The organism is Methylobacterium gnaphalii (assembly GCF_007992215.1).
Lineage (GTDB): Bacteria > Pseudomonadota > Alphaproteobacteria > Rhizobiales > Beijerinckiaceae > Methylobacterium > Methylobacterium gnaphalii.
In genome coordinates, this window is the sequence record NZ_BJZV01000017.1 from 1 (window position 1) to 17,058 (window position 17,058).

The window sequence follows — 17,058 nt, forward strand, 5'->3', positions numbered from 1 at the left end:
GGTTGCATTGGTTAATAAATGGATTGCGCGCGAAGAGACCTTAAGATGATGCCTTTATTTTAAGCAGCTTTGCGGCACATTCATGCAACCGAAATTGGGTAGCAAGCGCGCGCACGTCAGAGCTCATCGTTGACGTCGGTATGGCGAATAATACCGGGATGCCTATCCCCGTTTGCCGCTCTCCCACCGAGTGGCCGAAATCCGACACTTGGTACCGCTCACTTTCGACCAGCCATTGAGGTGCACAACGCCGACTCTTGGAAGCCGGCGTCTTAAGAGGGTCTCGCTGGGTCGCGACAACAAAAAGCCCGCTGCGGCGAACCGGGCGGGCTGAGTGAATCGAGTCTTGGGAGCGAACTCGTGAGCGCTCTATGCAGATCGTCCTGCGACGAGCGTGTGATGGCTCAATCCGGATCGCGATAGGCGTGCCCCGAGTCGATGTAGGGCCGTAGCCAATCCGCCAGGGGCCCAAGGTCGGGGTGCACGATGGTCAGGTACAGCACCAAGGCGAACATCACGGTCCAGGCTGATCCGAGCTGGATCTTGTCACGTGGTGGCACGTCTTTGCCGAAGAGATCCGGCACCGTCACGGCAATCGTCATAGCCGCGATGCCGAGCACGATCCAGAAGTCGAACAAGGCATTGTTGATGAGGAAGGCCGGCTGTCCGGCGAGCCGCCAGAACGTCGCGATGGCGATGTTCAGGTTGTAGGACGCGCAGACCATCCAGACCATGATCGCGTAGAGACCGAAGCCATCGGGCCAGCCGCGGGTGAGGATGACAGCCCGGAACGGACGCCAGTAGGCGAACAGCCCCCAGCCCGAGACCACGAAAAAGGTACTGCGAAGCGCCGTCCCACGCGGCTGGTAGGGTACGAGCTTCGCCAGGGCGACAGCCGCGGCGACGAGGCCGACGAGGGACCACAGCGCCTTGAACTCGAACACACGCCGCATCAGTGCTGTCCTCGTCTTGCTCGCCCGGTGTTGGCCTGAAGGCCGGCGAAGGCGTGCCGCATCCGCGCTTCAGCGCCGTAGAGTCCCTGCGCCTCGTCTTCGATTTCCGAGATCAGCCGGCGCGTGGTCTGGCGCTCGACAGCAAGCGCCTCGCTGAACCGCCGCTGCTCTGCTGCGATGGTGGGGCTGCGCCCCATAAGCCGATGCCACATGGCCTTGAGCACTCCCATGCTTCAGCGCCCCGGCGCGGCCGGCTGCCGCTATAGCTGGCGACGCCGTAAGCCGTCGTCTGCTTCAGGAACCACATGTCGCTGAGGATGTGGTCGCCCGGGTAGATCAGGCGGCCGTCCCAGCTTGTCGTCACCGAACGCTCGGCGCCGCGGAATATGGCGCAGCCTGCGAGCCACTTCGCGTGCTTCAGTGCGTGCACGGCCTCGGTGATGCCGGGCACTTTGTAGCGCTTCGGGGTGCGGGTCGCCGGCCCGTAGGAGTAGCGGACCTCATCGGGCTACTTCGGATCGCCCTCGCGATCATATTCGACGATGACATCGCCGCCCTCGACCTTCGTCTTGTAGGTCGCGGTGCCGGAATCCCTGATGGTTTGCCGCCGGCTGATAATACGCCGAGGTACGTCCTGCGGCTCGTCGCGCACGAAGGAATGCACCGCGCCGACCTTGATGGGATCGGCCCGCATCGGATGAAGAATGAGCGACGAGGCCTCCCAGAAGCCGGACACATCGGGCAGTACGCCGTCGAATGTGTCTGCCTCGGTCAGCAGGTCGGCATAGTACTTGGCCTTGTCGGCATCGGCGCCGGCGTCGAGGGCGAGCCCGTAGTTGGCGCGCACCAGGTCGGCGTAGGCCCAGACCGCCTTGCGGGTGGCCTGCTCAGACCAGGAGATGCCGTTCCAGACCGGCACGATGCGCGTGGCCAGCACCGAGACGTCGGAGAACGCGGTCACGGCGAGGCCCGGGCCGGCGCGGACCCGCATGACGATCTCGGAGGTCTGCGGCTTGATGCGGACGTCGTCCTTGAACGCCGTCATCTCATCCCAGCTAAAACTGTTCTGCCCGGACTCCTTCGGATCGGCGTAGATATTCTGGCCGTTGATCTCGTAGGCGCCCTCAGCCGGCAGACGGATGAGCTTCGAGAAGCGGCTGGCCGTCGTGACGAGCACGTTGTTGTGCGCGTCACGCAGGAGTTCGAAAGGCTGGCCGATCACGTCGCCGGTGTCGGGATCGATGCGCCGGGCCATCCAGACCGCCTCGGCCGAAGCCTTGCGTCGCTCGCCGCTGTTCGTGCCGATCAGGTAGACGGCCGGGATCGTCCAGGAGATCAGCACCGCGTCGGCGACGACGCCCTGCGGCGTCAGCCGAAACCAAAGCGAGACGTTCGGATTTCCGCCGACCCTCGGCAGCTCTTGGCCAGCCACGTCGCCGGACGCGATGGCATCACCAGGCGCGATGGCCGAGGCTTGCTCGTACAGGAACTCAATGGCGGTCTGCGCCGCGGGATCGGTGCCGGCGACTGGCTGATTGAACGGCGCGACGAGCCCGCCCTGCGCCTCATCCCAGAAGACGGCCTCGCCGACCTTGATCTGGTGGACGTGGTACTTGCCGAGGCCGAGCGTCATCCGCTTGGTCAGCACCATCGTCGTGCCATCGTAGCGGAAGTAGTCGCGCTGCGAGAGCGGCGGACTCGACCAGCACTTACCGTACTGGAGAGGCTTGCGAGCGCCGGGCTTCGGCACGTTGCCACCGCCCGAGATGCTGTAGAGGGTCTGGGTCTTGTCCTTCGCAGCCGAGGCCTGCTGCGCAGCGTAGGCGAGCCCGATGCCGCCGACCACCATGCCGGCCTGGATTGCGGTCGTGAGCGCGCCTGTCGCCGCTCCGCCGCCGAACAGCAGCGAGCCCGAGATCAGCGGTGCGACCACGGGCGCCAGCGCGATCAGCGCGATCGAGGCGATAGCAAGCCCGATCGAGGCGAAGCCGCCACGCCCAGGGGTTCCCCCCGCCAACAGGAGATTCCCATGGCGACACCTCCGGCGGGCAGTTCACCCGCCATCCCACCGAACCCGAGCGCTGCGCTCGCGGCCGTCGTCGATAAGCCGACCGCCACCGCAGCGGCGACCGAGAGCGCAACGGCGACCACTGTCTCGCGCGCCGATGCCTCCCAGATTGCGACGCACTGCCTTGAAGGCGGCGTCCCCGCCATGGCCGCGACGCTTCTCGCCGAGGGCGCCAGCGTCGAGCTGGCCAGGGCCCGTATCGGTGCGGCCGGCGAGATCAGGGACCTCGTCGCGCTCGCACGACGCGCCGATCCGTCGATCCCGGAGGCCATGGCCACCGACCTCGTCGCCGACGGCAAGACCGTGGAGCAGGCCCGCGCCGCGCTCTTCGACAAGCTGGTCGCGACCGACGAAGCGACCGCCGTCTCATCCCACCACGTCGCGCAGAAGGCTCCGGCTCAGGCCGGGCCCGACGCGGCGAAGACCAACATGCGCGCTCAGCTCGAGCGCTCCGGCCTCGTGAAGAAGGGAGCCTGATCATGGGCGCGACACTCAACAGCCCGGTCTATGTGAGCGACTGGCTCAAGTACGAGGCCGGATCCTACTACTCGCGCGGCTCTGGCCTCGTTGCCAGCGGATCGGGCGCGCTCGTGTCCGGTACCGTGCTCGCCAAGGTAGCGGCCACCGGCAAGTACGTGCCCGCGGCTGCGAGCGGCAGCGACGGCTCGCAGACCGCCTCCACCATCCTGGTCGCGCCGGTCGACGCCACCTCCGCCGATGCGCCCTGCATCGTCGTCGAGAACCACGCCCTCGTCAGCCATGCCGGCCTGACCTGGGGATCCACCATCAACGATGCGACCAAGCGCGCGGCGGCCATCGCCCAACTGCGCGCCGTGGGCATCAAGGTCCGGGAAGGAGCCTGAACGATGCCCGATATCATTCTCGACATCACCAACAACGCCGCCTTCTCGGCGAGCTCGTTGAGGCCAACCGCACGATGGTCATTAGCGACTATCACCGCGAGTTCCAGGCGCAGTTCGGCCGCCCGGACATCAGTGCCGCAAACCTGCTCGGTCTTCGAAAGCGCCTGGGATGGAAGGTCGGCAGAGCGAAGGGCCGCACCGCAGGCCGGCATAGGCGGTTCTCGCCGGCCGAAATCGCATGACTGCGCAACAACTGCACCATGGTCGTCGGTGAATACCACCGGGTCTTCTGCGCGCACTTCGGCCGCACCGATTCCACGGCTGAGCAGTTGAACGCCCTGCGCAAACGGCAGGGCTGGCGTACCGGTCGAACCGGACGTTTCTCCCCAGGCCAAGCGTCGCACAACAAGGGCAAGGTGTGTCCGCCCGGCGTCGGCGGCCGACATCCGAACGCGCGCAAAACTCAGTTCAAGAAAAACGCGCTCCCGCACAACTATCGCGGCGCCGGCCACGAACGCATCGATGACAAGGATGGGTACGTGGTGATGATCGTCGCCGAGACGAACCCATGGACCGGCGCGGACACTCGGCCAGTCCTCAAGCATCGATATCTCTGGGAACAGGCTAACGGCCCGCTGCCTGATGACCACTGCCTGAAGTGCCTCGACGGCGACAAGACCAACACCGATCCGTCGAACTGGGAGGCGATCCCGCGCGGGGTGCTGCCGCGCCTGAACGGTGGTCGGCACAAGAAGCGCCTCGCCTACGACGCCGCGCCGGACGAGCTGAAGCCGACCGTCCTGGCCGTGGCGAAGCTGGAGCACGCGGTTCGCGGAGGCCGGCAGTGACCGCGCCCTTCTGCGCCGACTGCGGCACCGAAGCCCGGCGCGTCCTCGGCCACGAGATCGGCCTGCGCGAGCCGGATCTGGCGCATGCGCAGAACGCCACTGTCACCGCGCCAACGGCTTGTCGGTCCGGCTCCCCGGGACAGCAGTTGCAGGGCTTTTTGGCTTCGCGGCGCTCTGATCCGTATCGGCAGGTCGAATTCGTTCCGGCACTGTCTCATGCGCAGGCGGCATGTTCGGCGAAAGTTCGCGGCTTCGCTGAGGCGAGTCAAAGTTCTGCGCAAATGACGATCCAGCCGTCAGGCACAAAAAAGCAACTGTTATCACACGAAAAACTTTCATCGATTTTCTCCTCAATCTATTTGATCAATATATCGCATGAATCAATAGTTCCGAACGCACGTATAAATGTAGATTCTATCTTCGGTCCATGGCGAAAAAGAGGGCACGCTCTGCACGGCGTCTCCTACCGCGACGTCGTCAGCCACTCGAAGCGGTACCGCGGCACCAGAAGGAAGGAAGCGGCGTGATGGTCTCCTGCAACTTCAAGAAGCGCTTCGCCGAGCCGATCCTCGCCGGCACGAAGGCGCAAACGATCCGGGCCAACCGGAAGCGGCATGCTCGGCCCGGCGAGCTGACGCATCTCTTCACCGGCATGCGCACGAAGTACTGCCGGCGGCTCGGCGTATCCGTCTGCATCGAGGCCACGCCCATCCGCATGGATCTGCGCCAAGGTGTGGTGTTCTGCAACGACGGCTGGATCCGATCGCAGGAGGATCTGGACGCATTCGCCGTGCGCGATGGCTTCGGCTGCTGGGATGAACTCGTCGCCTTCTGGGCGGCGGAGCACCCCGGCATCGACGAGTTCGACGGCATGCTGATCCGCTGGCAGCCGCTCGTCGCCGCCGACCCGCTCGCCATCGCAGGAGCCGCAGCGTGACGACGGCGCATGAGCCCGGCCGCGTCGCTTCAGCAGCCGTCGCAGATCGACTTCACGGATCTCGCGGGCTTAGCGGCCCGGCTGTTGTCAAAGGACACGGGCAGAGTGGCGCTGATCGAAGTGCCTGGCGCTATATTCGGCAGTGTCGGACCCGGGCTCGCATCCCGCACGGCCGCCAGCGCAGCAGCGTCGACGATCGGCTTGCCCGAGCTTCTCGCCACAGCCGCTCCATGGATGCGGCCGTCCCGATCGATCTGCAACTTGATCAGTGTCGTGTGCACGCCCGGCGGCATGTCCTGCGGCTTTCGCGCTCTCACGAAAGGCCGGATGTGGCTCGAGATGCTGACGGTCCAGGCGGCGTCTTGCGCGAGCGAGGGCCTGGGCCCGATTGCGACCAGCACAAAAAGCGCGATCAGCCCGACGTTGCGAAACATGTCGGGCCTCACCGATCAGAAGCGGCCGACGCTACGCCGTTGCCGACGACAAAGCCACCAGCATTTGCATTGCACCGGACAAGGATCGCTCCTCGTGACCGCTCCCGCCTATGAGCCCGGCCGCACGGCCTACGAAGCCCGGTTCGCCGGCGAGAAGCAGGGTCCGCGCGGCACTGTTGGTCCGTGGGAGATGCTGCCGCTGTCGGCGCAGACGAGGGCGGAGCGGGCGCGCGACTCCTTGCGCGTAGCCGAAGTCCGTCATCCCCTCACCGACGATTTTGCTGTGCGTTTCGCTGCCCTTGCTCTGTCCGAACGCGACGGAGGGGTGCGGTGAAGGCACGGAGATCGGCACAGTTCACGCGCTCGGAAATCGTCCGGGTGCTCAAGGCTTATGAGGAAGCGGGCTTGCCGCCGCCGCGTGTCGTGATGCGGCGCGACGGCGTGATCTTCGAACCGGCGACAAGGAAGGCGCCTGCGGCAAAACCAGAGCATGATGACGCGCTCGCCGAAGAGCGCGAGCCGTGGATCATGTGAGCGCGATGCCCGCAAAGCTGCCGCTGCACCTCTATCGCGAGACGACTCGGCATGGCCGGGCGGTCTACTATGTCCGCGTCGGACACGGCCCGCGCACGCGCATCGCCGAGGACTACGACACAGACGCCTTCTGGGATGCGTACCGCGCCGCGCTGACGGGCAAGCAGCCGCCGAAGCAGCAAGGCCCTGAGACGGGCTCGCTCGCCTGGCTGATCGGCAAGTATGTCGAGAGCGCCGAGTGGTCGGAGCTGAGTGCTGCGACCCGGAAGCAGCGGCACACGGTTTATCGGATCATCGAAGGCACGGCCGGGACACGGCCTGCGCGCGGCATCCAGAAGAACGACATCCTCGCGAGCCGCGATCATCGCCGGGACAAGCCGCACGCGGCCAACAACTACGTGAAGGCCATGCGCGGGCTGTTCGGCTGGGCAATGGACCGCAACTACGTCCCGGCCGACCCGACCAAAGGCGTGAAGCTGCTCGCGGGTAAAAACGACGACGCCGGCTTCCACGCATGGACCGAAGACGAATGCGCGCGGTTCGAGGCGAAATATCCTGTCGGCACGCGGCCCCGGCTCGCCTTCGATGTCCTGCTCTATACCGGACTGTGCCGCGGCGATGCCGTGAGGCTCGGACAGCCACACGTTCGCAACGGCGAGTTCACCATCCGCACCGAGAAGACAGGGGCCGTCGTCATCGCCCCGATCCTGCCGCAACTCGCGGCCTCGATTGCCGCGACACAGACAGGTGAACTCACGTTCATCTGCACCGAGCGCGGCAAGCCCTTCACAAAGGAATCGTTCGGGACGTGGTTCGGGAAAATTTGTCGAGCGGCACGATGCCCAGGCTCGGCCCACGGATTGAGGAAGGCTGGAGCCAGGCGCGCGGCCGAGGAAGGTGCGACCGAGGCGCAGCTCAACGCGCTGTTCGGGTGGGCCGATGGCAGCCGGGAAAGCGCGACCTACACGAAGACAGCGAACCGCGCGAAGCTCGCTCGGGAGGCTCGAAAAAGCGCTATCGCTGAGGCCGAAAAGCGAACAAGCGATCCCGCACTCTCGGCCAGGAAATCCCGCACCTCAAAAAAGCTTCGGATTATCAGCTAGTTAAGTATGTAGAGAGACTTAAGTGGTGCCCAGGAGAGGACTCGAACCTCCACCTCTTGCAAGACTGGTACCTGAAACCAGCGCGTCTACCAATTCCGCCACCTGGGCGTGCGGGCCGGGCACTGGGCCGGGGCTCGAACGTGGGCACCGTTTAGGGGTGAGCGGAGGTGGCGTCAATCGGGTGTTTGCAGAGGGAGTGCGGGTGTTGCACGAGCCCCACGCGACGGCCTCTGGCACTTCCGCCGGTTTCGTGTATGTATCCGCCCGCCTCGACCCGGCATCGGGCGGGGCTTGAACCGCTTGCGTACGACCCTGCTGGACGACATCCCGGCATCGGCCGAGCCGCAGGCTTGAAGCCTGCCTCACGAGGCGGACGCTTCTTCCGACACACTACAACCCGAAAGGCCAGCGATGTCGATCTCGGCAGAGCGCAAGACCGCGCTCATCAAGGAATACGCCACGGGTGGCAAGGATACCGGTTCGCCGGAGGTCCAGATCGCCATCCTCACCGAGCGGATCACCAACCTGACCGCTCACTTCAAGACCCACGGCAAGGACAACCATTCCCGCCGCGGCCTCCTGAAGATGGTCTCGCAGCGCCGCTCGCTGCTCGACTACGTCAAGCGCAAGGACGAGCCGCGCTACCGCTCGCTGATCGAGCGCCTCGGCATCCGCCGCTAAGACGACCGACGCGCGGCTCCGCCAAAACGGGGCCGCGTTTTGCCAAGGGCCGTCCGGGCATGGGCTCGGCCGGCCATCCTGACGGGCCGCTTCGAGGCGCGACGGTCAGGGCAGGATCATCAGCCACTTCCGATGACGGAAGTCGCTGATCGTCTTGCCTCTGGCGGCGCTGGGCCGAGCCCGACCGCATGCATGAAGGCAGAAAAGAATGTTCGACGTACAACGTGAAGAGCTGATGTGGGGCGACCGCAAGCTCGTCCTCGAGACGGGTAAGGTCGCCCGCCAGGCCGACGGCGCCGTCATCGCCACCTACGGCGAGACCTCCGTGCTCGCCACCGTGGTCGCCATGAAGGAGCCGAAGGCCGGCATCGACTTCATGCCGCTCACCGTGAACTACCAGGAGCGCGCCTATGCCGCCGGCCGCATCCCGGGCGGCTACTTCAAGCGCGAGGGCCGTCCCTCCGAGAAGGAGACGCTCGTCTCCCGCCTGATCGACCGTCCGATCCGGCCGCTCTTCGTCGAGGGCTGGCGCAACGACACCCAGGTCACCGTGACCGTGCTCAGCCACGATCTCGAGAACGATCCGGACATCCTGGCGATGGTGGCGACCTCCGCCGCCCTGACCCTCTCGGGCATCCCGTTCATGGGCCCGATCGGCGCTGCCCGCGTCGGCTACATCAATGGCAGCTACAAGCTGAACCCGCTGGTTGCCGAGACCAAGGAGGAGTCGAGCCTCGACCTCGTCGTCGCCGGCACCACCGACGCCGTGCTGATGGTCGAGTCGGAGGCGCGTGAGCTCTCCGAGGACGTGATGCTCGGCGCCGTGATGTTCGGCCACAAGCATTTCCAGCCGGTCATCGAGGCGATCATCCGCCTGGCCGAGAAGGCCGCCAAGGAGCCGCGCGACTTCTCCCCGCCGGAGAACGCCGACGCCGAGAAGGCCGTGCTCGACATCTGTGAGGCCGAGCTGCGCGACGCCTACAAGAAGACCGTCAAGCAGGAGCGCTACGCCGCCGTCGACGCCGTGAAGGCGAAGGTGGTTGTTGCCCTCTGCCCGGCCGAGGGCGAGCAGAAGTTCTCGCCTGAGCAGGTCAAGGCGGCCTTCAAGGAGGCCCAGTCGAAGGTGGTCCGCTGGAACATCCTCGACACCAAGTCGCGCATCGACGGCCGCGACCTCTCGACGGTCCGCCCGATCGTGTCCGAGGTCGGCATCCTGCCGCGCGCCCACGGCTCGGCGCTGTTCACCCGCGGCGAGACCCAGGCCGCTGTGGTGGCGACGCTCGGCACCGGCGAGGACGAGCAGTTCATCGACGCGCTGGAAGGTACCTACAAGGAGCGCTTCCTGCTGCACTACAACTTCCCTCCCTACTCCGTCGGCGAGACGGGTCGAATGGGTTCGCCGGGACGTCGCGAGATCGGCCACGGCAAGCTCGCCTGGCGCGCGATCCGGCCGGTTCTGCCGCCCGCGCACGAGTTCCCCTACACGATCCGCGTGGTCTCCGAGATCACCGAGTCGAACGGCTCGTCCTCGATGGCTTCGGTCTGCGGCGGCTCGCTGTCGCTGATGGATGCCGGCGTGCCCCTGCGCCGTCCGGTGGCCGGCATCGCCATGGGCCTCATCCTCGAGGGTGAGCGCTTCGCGGTTCTGTCGGACATCCTCGGCGACGAGGATCACCTCGGCGACATGGACTTCAAGGTGGCCGGCACGGACGAGGGCATCACCTCGCTCCAGATGGACATCAAGATCGCCGGCATCACCGAGGAGATCATGAAGGTTGCCCTCGCCCAGGCGAAGGACGGCCGCACCCATATCCTGGCTGAGATGTCCAAGGCGCTGACGGCGGCCCGTCCGGAGCTCGGCGAGTACGCGCCGCGCATCGAGACGATGCAGATCCCGACCGACAAGATCCGCGACGTGATCGGCACTGGCGGCAAGATCATCCGCGAGATCGTCGAGAAGACCGGCGCCAAGATCAACATCGAGGATACCGGCATCGTGAAGATCGCCTCCTCGGACGGCAAGGCGATCAAGGCGGCCTATAACTGGATCCGCTCCATCGTCGCCGAGCCCGAGGCCGGCACGATCTATGACGGCACCATCGTCAAGATCATGGAGTTCGGCGCCTTCGTGAACTTCTTCGGCGCCAAGGACGGCCTCGTGCACATCTCGGAGCTCGCTCCGCAGCGCGTCGCCAAGGTCTCCGACGTCGTGTCGGAAGGCCAGAAGGTGAAGGTGAAGTTCCTCGGTGCCGACGATCGCGGCAAGATCCGCCTCTCGATGAAGGTCGTCGACCAGGAGACCGGCGAGGATCTCACCGAGAAGCAGAAGGCCGAGCGCGCCGCCCGCGGCGAGCCGGAGCCGGAGGAGCGCGAGCCCCGAGGCGATCGCGGCCCGCGCCGCGAACGTGGCCCGCGTCGCGACCGCGACTGAGGCTTTCGCTCAATCGATCTGATGAAGCGCGGTCCGAAAGGGCCGCGCTTTTTCTTTGGTGCCCGTCGAGGCGGCGTGGCGCAGGGGACCCTACCGACGCGAGGTCCTTTGAGGCGGTAGCTGGAAATCGCCCTGCCACGTGCCAGAGAACTCCGTCGGCGAGCTGTATGCGACCGAGAACTGGCCACGACCCTTCAGTCCGTTGAACTCTCCCTTCCCCCTCACCGCGTGGAACGCCCCCTCCGCGGTCACGCGTCCTGTAGCGTCGGTCGACAGGGTCCCGGTGTAGGGGCTGCTGGTCGAGCCGTTTGCCGTGACGAAGACGATGGTGCCCTTCATGGCGCCCTGCCCGTTCTTGAGCACGGCCATGTCCTTGATGCGGACGGTTGCGCCGTCGAGGGGCGTGCCGGGTCCCGCATTGGTGCCCGAGGCGGTCCTCGAGATCCGGACTTGACCGGCCGCGCCCATGGGTTGCGCGGCCTGGCCGTCGACTTGGGCACTGAACGTGCCACCCATCGGCATCGCGGACGCCGTAGGAGCCAGAGCGAAGAGCGCGACGAGCGCCGTGGCGGGAGCGAGTGCGGTGCAGGACATCGGAAGTCTCCGTGAATACGTGATCGAACGACGGGGTCTGCCCATCGATGGATACAGGTTAGGGGTGGGAGCGGCGAGGTGTCCTGAAGCTCTTCTGAGAGACGCTGAGCAATTCCTGAAAAGATCTGATACCGTTCTGAATCGGAGACTGTCTCGCTCGCAGCCCAGGCCATGATGGACAGAATTGTCCTCGACGACGTGGTGGTGGATCTCCATCGAGGGCAAGTGTTCGCTCGCAACGGCGATCGCCTCGACCTGCGGCCGCGCGCCTTTGCCGTTCTGCGTCGTCTCGCTATCCGGCCCTGCGAACTCGTGAGCAAGGACGAGCTTCTCTCCGAGTGTTGGCCCGACGTCGTCGTCACCGAAGATTCGCTGACGCAATGCATCTCCGAGATCCGCAGGGTGCTGGGCGACCGTGGGCGCGACCTCGTGCGCACGGTCCCGCGTCGTGGCTACGTGCTGACGCCCCCCGATGCGCCGGCCGTGCCGCGCGCCGATTCAGGACCGCCGCCGGGCCGGTTCTGGCAGCCGATCGCGGTGCTTCCCTTCGACTCTTTCGACAGTGAGCGGCCGGGTTTTGCCGGTCTCGGGGCCGGGTTCGCGGAAGACCTGACGACCGAACTCGCGCGCAACCGGCACCTGACGGTGATCGCGCGCCAGAGTGCCTTCTCAGCCTGTACCCGCGCTGGGACTGCCGCCGAGATCGCGCAGATGCTGGGCGCGCGCTACGTCCTGGAGGGCAGCCTTCGGCATGCGGGCGACGACATCATCGTCAACGCGCAGCTCATCGATGGCCGCGACAGCCGCCATGTTTGGGCCGAGCGCCACATGTTGCCGGCCCATCGCTTCTTCGTCATGCAGGATGCGTTGATCGCACGCATCGTCAGCGCCCTGTTCTCGGAGTTGCGCGAGGCGGAGCAGCTTGCGAGCCTCTCCGGTCCCACCGCGTCGCTCGGTGCCCATGACCTGACCATGCGGGCCATTGCCCATCTCAACCAGTTCAGCCGGCACGACATGCTTCTGGCCCACGCGACGGTGGAGCGTGCGCTCGCGCTCGATCCCAGCTTCTCCACGGCGCACAGCGTCAAGGGAATAGCTGCGGCGACGGATGCAGCGCTGGCGATATCGGGCACGCTCGGCCCCGAGATCGTGCCGGCGGCGGAAGCCGCGATCAGGCGGGGCCTCGAATTGAACCCGGCGAGCCCGATAGGACATCGCGCGCTCGGCTATACCCTGACCCTGCAGGGGCACTATCAGGATGGGCTGGAAGCGTCGCTGCGCAGCCTCGCCTTGGCGCCGCACGACGCCGGCAGCTTCGCCTTTCTGTCGATCGCTCAGACGGCGGTGGGTCTCTACGACGTGGCGCAAGCAAATGCGGAGAAGGCACTCGATCTCAGCCCGGTCGCGGCGGCGACGTTCCATGTCGCGGCGGCCAGCGCCCATTACGCCTTCGACCGCTACGAGGAGGCTGCCCGTTATGCCACCGCAGCAGCCGAGCGGAGTCCTGGCTACACCATCGCCTATGCCCTCGGCGCTGCTGCCGATGCTGCGCGCGGCCGCACGGAGCTGGCCGCGGCCCGGATCGCGGCCCTGCGGCGCGTCAGCCCCGGTTTTGGCCTGCATAGCCTGCGCTTGGCGACGATCTACGGGAGCGATACCGAACTCTCTCGGAGGTTCGTGGAAGCACTGCAACGCTGCGGGCTGCCGGGAACGTGACCGTCGATCGCCGAGGCTGAGACCCCGATTGGCCAAGCCTCATGTCGTGTGAGTTCATGGACCGAGCCGTTCTCGTCGCTCGATCAGCCGGCCGGGCTGCCGTATCGTCGAGACAAGGCCGGCGTGGCCTGGACCTGGCCGCAGTCGCTGCCTGATCCGACCTGGGGAGACATGATGACCGACCTCGTCTTCTACACCAACCCGATGTCCCGCCGCCGGATCGTGCGCTGGGCACTGGAGGAGGTCGGACAGCCCTACTAGACGGAGATCCTGGACTTCCGCGGCGCGCATAAATCGCCCGCGTATCTGGCCATCAACCCGATGGGGAAGGTGCCGGCGATCGTCCATGGCGGCACCGTTGTGACGGAATGCGCGGCGATCTGCGCCTATCTCGCCGACGCTTTTCCGCAGGCCGGGCTCGCGCCGGCATCTGGCGACCGGGCGCGAGGCGACTATTACCGCTGGCTGTTCTTCGCCGCCGGCCCGCTCGAGGCAGCGGTCGTCAACAAGATGCTCAAGGTCCAGGTGCCGGACGATCCGCGGATGCGCGGGATGGTGGGCTACGGGAGCCTGGAGGCAGTGCTCGACACAATCGAGGGTACGGTCTCGAAGACCGAATACCTCGCGGGCGACCGCTTCAGCGCGGCCGACCTCTATGTCGGCGCGCATCTCGGCTGGGGAATGCAGTTCGGCACGATCCCGAAGCGACGGGCCTTCGAGTCCTATGCCGGCCGGCTCTCCGGGCGGCCCGCCGCAGTGCGGGCGCGGGAGATCGACGATGCGCTGCTCGCCGAGCAGAATTCGGCGGGCGGCGCAGCGTCTCGTTATCCCACCTAGCCATTTCAGGATGAGGCAGTCGGGTCGTTGCAGGGCTGCCAGTCCGGCGGTGCCTGGAACGCTCCAGTCCGGTCCGCGTTCGACCGGCTCGAACCTGATGGTCCGCGTCGCGTGACCATCGTCACAGGATCAGGAGCGCACGCCCGATGGCGAATGAGATGATCGAGGACATTTTCAGCGGTGAGCCGAATATCGGGTTCACGGAGCGGGCCGTCTCGGTGGCGCTCGGCCTCGGCATTGCCGCGGCTGCAGCGCAGCCTCGCCCGAACAAGTGGCTCAGTCTCGCCGCCCTCGTCATCGGTGTCGGCCTCGCCGTGCGCGGCGCCACGGGTCATTGCCCGGTTAAGGCGATCTCTGGCGAAGGTACTCCGCAGGTGTGAGGTACGGCATCGCCAACGCCGGGTAGCGATCCAGGGCCCATGGGCCGACCGTTCACCGTATGATCCTGGATTGCTTCGCCCTGTTCGCAATGACGACGACTAAAGAAGAAGGGCGTCGGATCCGATCCGGCGCCCTTCTTCGTCACACATCTCCGAGCCGTCAGAGCGAGGTCGACCGGCTGCGGTTGGCGATGAAGCCGTAGATCAGCAGCACGACGATCGCGCCGACCACGGCGCCGATGAAGCCCGCGCCCTGGTTCGGCCCGTACCAGCCGAGCGCCTGGCCGAGGAAGGTTGCGACAAAGGCGCCGACGATGCCGAGGATGGTCGTCATAATGAAGCCTGACGGCTCGTTGTCGCCCGGCATGAGGAACTTCGCGACGACGCCGGCCAGGAAGCCGATGATGATGGTCCAGATGATGCCCATGGCTGACGTGTCCTCGAAGTAAGCCAAAACGCGGCCTCGCAGGATGCGACTTGGCCGTAGCGTGCCTCAAAAACGCGGCTCCCGCCCCCGGAGTTGCGGTCTCTCGCGAATTTGTGTCGCGATGCGGCAAGGCTCTGGGCAGCGCTGAAAAGCCTCTTTACGGCAGGCGCCCGAAGGCTTCACAGAACGCGCGGTGTTTCAGCAAGAGGTCCCTCCCCCGCGATGACGATTGAGCGTTTCGAAAAAGGCCCGCGCATGTGCCAGTCCGCCGCCCATGGCGACATGGTCTATCTCGCAGGGCAGGTCGCGGCTCAGCCTGAAGGCGCCGGCGTCACCGCGCAGACGGAGCAGGTGCTGGCTCAGATCGACAAGCTGCTCGCTGCTGCCGGCAGCGACAAGAGCCGCATCCTCACGGCGACGATCTACCTCGCCGACATCGCCACTTTCGGCGAGATGAACGCGGCCTGGGACGCCTGGGTCGACCGGAACGAGCCCCCTGCCCGCGCCACCGTCGAGGCCAAGCTCGCCACCCCGGCCTATCTCGTCGAGGTGGTTGTGGTCGCTACGCGGTCCGCGCGATGAAAAGCCCCGCTCTCGGCCGGACCCTCGTCGCCGCCTTCGCGCTCGCCGCGCTAGCGCTCGGCGGGCCGGTTCGTGCCGCGGAGCGGGTGATCAACATCTACAACTGGTCGGACTACATCGACCCGAAGGTGCTGGACGACTTCACCAAGGAGACCGGCATCAAGGTCGTCTACGACACCTATGACAGCAACGAGGTGCTCGAGACCAAGCTGCTCGCCGGCAAGTCCGGCTACGATGTCGTAGCGCCCTCCGGCCCCTTCCTGCAGCGGCTGATCAAGGCGGGCGTCTTCCAGCCCCTCGACAAGTCCAAGCTGACCAATCTCGGCAATGTCTGGCCCGACATCGCCGCACGGCTGCAGGCCTACGATCCCGGCAACGTCTTCGCCGTCGACTACATGTGGGGCACAACCGGCATCGGATTCAACGCCGGCATGGTCCGTGAGCGTCTCGGCAACGAGGCGGCCCTCAACTCCTGGAGCCTCGTGCTCAACCCGAGCACGATGAACAAGCTCAAGGAGTGCGGGGTGATGATGATCGACAGCCCCGAGGATCTGATCCCGTCGATCCTGCCGTTCTTCGGGCCGAAGATGGACCCGAAGCGCTGGGACGACATCTCCAAGGTCACGGACGCGCTCTACAAGGTGCGCGGCTCGGTGCGGAAGTTCCACTCCTCCGAGTACATCAACGCGCTCGCCAACGGCGATATCTGCGTGGCGGTGGGCTATTCGGGCGACGTGCTGCAGGCAAGGAAGCGCGCCGAAGAGGCCAAGAACGACGTCAAGATCGAGTACGTGATCCCGAAGGAAGGCGCGGAGATGTGGTTCGACACCTTCGCCATCCCGAAGGACGCCCCGCATGCCGCCGACGCGCACGTCTTCCTGAACTACATGCTCCGGCCCGAGGTGGCGGCGGCGAACACGAATTTCGTCTCCTATGCCAGCGGCAACCTGCCGGCGAAGAAGCTGGTGAAACCGGAGATCCTGGCCAATCCGGGCATCTACCCAGACGATGCCACGTTGCAGCGGCTGGTCGTCAACACGGCCTGGCCGGACAACACGCAGCGCTTCGTGACGCGGCTCTGGACGCGGATACGGACGGGACGGTGACCCGCGACATTGGCGCGGTGGCCAAGGATTGTTTCGCTGCGGCGTGCAACGAAAAGGCCCGGCACTCGCGCACCGGGCCACCTCGCTGACAACAATACGAAAAATCAGTCCTTGAGATCGGCCGGCACCTTGCCGCCATTCTCTTCGAGCTTCTTGATGACCTGCTTGTGCAGCCAGACGTTCATCGTGGCGGAGTCGTTCTTGTCGCCGGTGTAGTGCAGCTCGTCGGCGAGCTTCTGGCGGGCGCTGAGGCTGGAATCGAGGTCGATCAGCTTCAACAGGTCAACGATCGAGGTCTTCCAGTTCAGCTTCTGCGGGTTGTTGGCCGCGAGCTTGGCGAGGTTCGCCTCGATGTCGATCGAGCCGGGAGCCGCCGCGCCGCCGGTCGAGGCAGGCGCGTCACCCGCGGTCGGGGTGGCGGCAGGACCGCTCGACGTAGGCTGGGCCTGTGTCTCGGACGGATGTGCCTGGGCTTCGGAACTGCCCCCGAACGGGTGCAGGATCTTGCTGACGATGCTGCCGAGAAAGCTCATGGCCGACTCCCTGATATGGACGTGCCGCGCC

At 65.9% G+C, this 17,058-nt stretch carries 21 protein-coding genes, 1 tRNA gene and 1 pseudogene; 15 read left to right on the forward strand and 8 right to left on the reverse strand.

Annotated features, from left to right (window positions below):
• Nucleotides 1-404: 404 nt before the first annotated feature.
• From MGN01_RS15300 to MGN01_RS15310, 3 genes are all read right to left on the reverse strand, one after another.
• Nucleotides 405-953, reverse strand: coding sequence for a hypothetical protein (locus MGN01_RS15300; RefSeq protein WP_147047696.1), 549 nt, complete (start codon nt 951-953; stop codon nt 405-407).
• On the reverse strand, nt 953-1,177 hold the full coding sequence (locus MGN01_RS15305) for a hypothetical protein (protein ID WP_147047697.1): 225 nt from the start codon (nt 1,175-1,177) through the stop codon (nt 953-955). The genes MGN01_RS15300 and MGN01_RS15305 overlap by 1 nt, the downstream gene beginning before the upstream one ends.
• A 284-nt stretch (nt 1,178-1,461) precedes the next feature.
• Nucleotides 1,462-2,970, reverse strand: a complete 1,509-nt coding sequence (locus MGN01_RS15310; RefSeq protein ID WP_147047698.1) for a hypothetical protein — start codon at nt 2,968-2,970, stop codon at nt 1,462-1,464.
• Nucleotides 2,971-2,982: 12 nt separating this feature from the next.
• Between MGN01_RS15310 and MGN01_RS15315 the strand changes: the two genes are divergently transcribed.
• The 5 genes from MGN01_RS15315 to MGN01_RS15335 all read left to right on the forward strand — a co-directional run bounded on the left by MGN01_RS15315 (nt 2,983) and on the right by MGN01_RS15335 (nt 5,669).
• Complete coding sequence (locus MGN01_RS15315) at nt 2,983-3,498, forward strand: hypothetical protein (protein WP_147047699.1); 516 nt, start codon at nt 2,983-2,985, stop codon at nt 3,496-3,498.
• A gap of 2 nt (nt 3,499-3,500) precedes the next feature.
• On the forward strand, nt 3,501-3,884 hold the full coding sequence (locus MGN01_RS15320) for a head decoration protein (RefSeq protein WP_147047700.1): 384 nt from the start codon (nt 3,501-3,503) through the stop codon (nt 3,882-3,884).
• Nucleotides 3,885-4,144: 260 nt separating this feature from the next.
• On the forward strand, nt 4,145-4,732 hold the full coding sequence (locus tag MGN01_RS15325; protein WP_147047701.1) for an HNH endonuclease: 588 nt from the start codon (nt 4,145-4,147) through the stop codon (nt 4,730-4,732).
• Nucleotides 4,729-5,259 carry a hypothetical protein gene (locus tag MGN01_RS15330; RefSeq protein WP_147047702.1) on the forward strand — a complete coding sequence of 177 codons (531 nt, stop codon included), beginning with the start codon at nt 4,729-4,731 and terminating at the stop codon, nt 5,257-5,259. Before MGN01_RS15325 ends, MGN01_RS15330 begins: the two co-directional genes overlap by 4 nt.
• A complete protein-coding gene (locus tag MGN01_RS15335; RefSeq protein ID WP_147047703.1) occupies nt 5,259-5,669 on the forward strand; it encodes an ASCH domain-containing protein in 411 nt (136 codons plus the stop codon). The genes MGN01_RS15330 and MGN01_RS15335 overlap by 1 nt, the downstream gene beginning before the upstream one ends.
• A 29-nt stretch (nt 5,670-5,698) precedes the next feature.
• Here MGN01_RS15335 and MGN01_RS24595 read toward each other — a convergent pair whose 3' ends face one another.
• Entirely contained in the window at nt 5,699-5,986 is a 288-nt protein-coding gene (locus tag MGN01_RS24595; RefSeq protein WP_373866604.1) for a TonB family protein, read from the reverse strand.
• On the opposite strand from MGN01_RS24595, the gene MGN01_RS24155 reads away from it, so the two are divergent.
• Genes MGN01_RS24155 through MGN01_RS15355 form a run of 3 tightly spaced genes read left to right on the forward strand, consistent with a single transcriptional unit; the run spans nt 5,871 to nt 7,740 of the window.
• On the forward strand, nt 5,871-6,437 hold the full coding sequence (locus MGN01_RS24155) for a hypothetical protein (RefSeq protein ID WP_244612306.1): 567 nt from the start codon (nt 5,871-5,873) through the stop codon (nt 6,435-6,437). The two genes, MGN01_RS24595 and MGN01_RS24155, sit on opposite strands and share 116 nt — an antisense overlap.
• Nucleotides 6,434-6,637 carry a hypothetical protein gene (locus MGN01_RS15350; protein WP_147047706.1) on the forward strand — a complete coding sequence of 68 codons (204 nt, stop codon included), beginning with the start codon at nt 6,434-6,436 and terminating at the stop codon, nt 6,635-6,637. The genes MGN01_RS24155 and MGN01_RS15350 overlap by 4 nt, the downstream gene beginning before the upstream one ends.
• On the forward strand, nt 6,625-7,740 hold the full coding sequence (locus tag MGN01_RS15355) for a tyrosine-type recombinase/integrase (RefSeq protein WP_238258579.1): 1,116 nt from the start codon (nt 6,625-6,627) through the stop codon (nt 7,738-7,740). The genes MGN01_RS15350 and MGN01_RS15355 overlap by 13 nt, the downstream gene beginning before the upstream one ends.
• A 23-nt stretch (nt 7,741-7,763) precedes the next feature.
• Here MGN01_RS15355 and MGN01_RS15360 read toward each other — a convergent pair.
• Nucleotides 7,764-7,848 (reverse strand) — tRNA-Leu (locus tag MGN01_RS15360).
• A 303-nt stretch (nt 7,849-8,151) separates the two neighbouring features.
• Here MGN01_RS15360 and rpsO point away from each other — a divergent pair.
• On the forward strand, nt 8,152-8,421 hold the full coding sequence (rpsO, locus tag MGN01_RS15365) for a 30S ribosomal protein S15 (RefSeq protein ID WP_147047707.1): 270 nt from the start codon (nt 8,152-8,154) through the stop codon (nt 8,419-8,421).
• 208 nt (nt 8,422-8,629) lie between these two features.
• Nucleotides 8,630-10,852, forward strand: coding sequence for a polyribonucleotide nucleotidyltransferase (gene pnp / locus MGN01_RS15370; RefSeq protein WP_147047708.1), 2,223 nt, complete (start codon nt 8,630-8,632; stop codon nt 10,850-10,852).
• Nucleotides 10,853-10,942: 90 nt separating this feature from the next.
• Here the strand turns inward: pnp and MGN01_RS15375 are convergent, their stop codons facing one another.
• Nucleotides 10,943-11,446: a hypothetical protein gene (locus tag MGN01_RS15375; protein WP_147047709.1), complete on the reverse strand. Its 504-nt coding sequence runs from the start codon at nt 11,444-11,446 to the stop codon at nt 10,943-10,945.
• A 171-nt stretch (nt 11,447-11,617) separates the two neighbouring features.
• Here MGN01_RS15375 and MGN01_RS15380 point away from each other — a divergent pair, with 171 nt between their 5' ends.
• The 3 genes and pseudogenes from MGN01_RS15380 (at nt 11,618) to MGN01_RS15390 (ending at nt 14,379) form a co-directional block, all read left to right on the forward strand.
• Complete coding sequence (locus MGN01_RS15380) at nt 11,618-13,162, forward strand: winged helix-turn-helix domain-containing tetratricopeptide repeat protein (protein WP_147047710.1); 1,545 nt, start codon at nt 11,618-11,620, stop codon at nt 13,160-13,162.
• A gap of 171 nt (nt 13,163-13,333) precedes the next feature.
• Nucleotides 13,334-13,999 (forward strand): annotated as a pseudogene (locus MGN01_RS15385) (glutathione S-transferase family protein).
• 146 nt (nt 14,000-14,145) lie between these two features.
• On the forward strand, nt 14,146-14,379 hold the full coding sequence (locus MGN01_RS15390; RefSeq protein ID WP_147047711.1) for a YgaP family membrane protein: 234 nt from the start codon (nt 14,146-14,148) through the stop codon (nt 14,377-14,379).
• A gap of 160 nt (nt 14,380-14,539) precedes the next feature.
• On the opposite strand, the gene MGN01_RS15395 is transcribed toward MGN01_RS15390, so the two are convergent.
• Nucleotides 14,540-14,806 (reverse strand): GlsB/YeaQ/YmgE family stress response membrane protein, encoded by a 267-nt coding sequence (locus MGN01_RS15395; protein WP_147047712.1) that lies wholly within the window; start codon nt 14,804-14,806, stop codon nt 14,540-14,542.
• A 222-nt stretch (nt 14,807-15,028) separates the two neighbouring features.
• On the opposite strand from MGN01_RS15395, the gene MGN01_RS15400 reads away from it, so the two are divergent.
• A complete protein-coding gene (locus MGN01_RS15400) occupies nt 15,029-15,388 on the forward strand; it encodes a RidA family protein (RefSeq protein WP_147047713.1) in 360 nt (119 codons plus the stop codon).
• Nucleotides 15,385-16,494 carry a polyamine ABC transporter substrate-binding protein gene (locus MGN01_RS15405; RefSeq protein ID WP_147047714.1) on the forward strand — a complete coding sequence of 370 codons (1,110 nt, stop codon included), beginning with the start codon at nt 15,385-15,387 and terminating at the stop codon, nt 16,492-16,494. Before MGN01_RS15400 ends, MGN01_RS15405 begins: the two co-directional genes overlap by 4 nt.
• Nucleotides 16,495-16,598: 104 nt before the next feature.
• On the opposite strand, the gene MGN01_RS15410 is transcribed toward MGN01_RS15405, so the two are convergent.
• The gene (locus tag MGN01_RS15410) at nt 16,599-17,027 is read right to left on the reverse strand and encodes a DUF3597 domain-containing protein (protein ID WP_147047715.1); all 429 of its coding nucleotides are present in this window, start codon (nt 17,025-17,027) and stop codon (nt 16,599-16,601) included.
• Between the last annotated feature and the right edge of the window lie 31 nt (nt 17,028-17,058).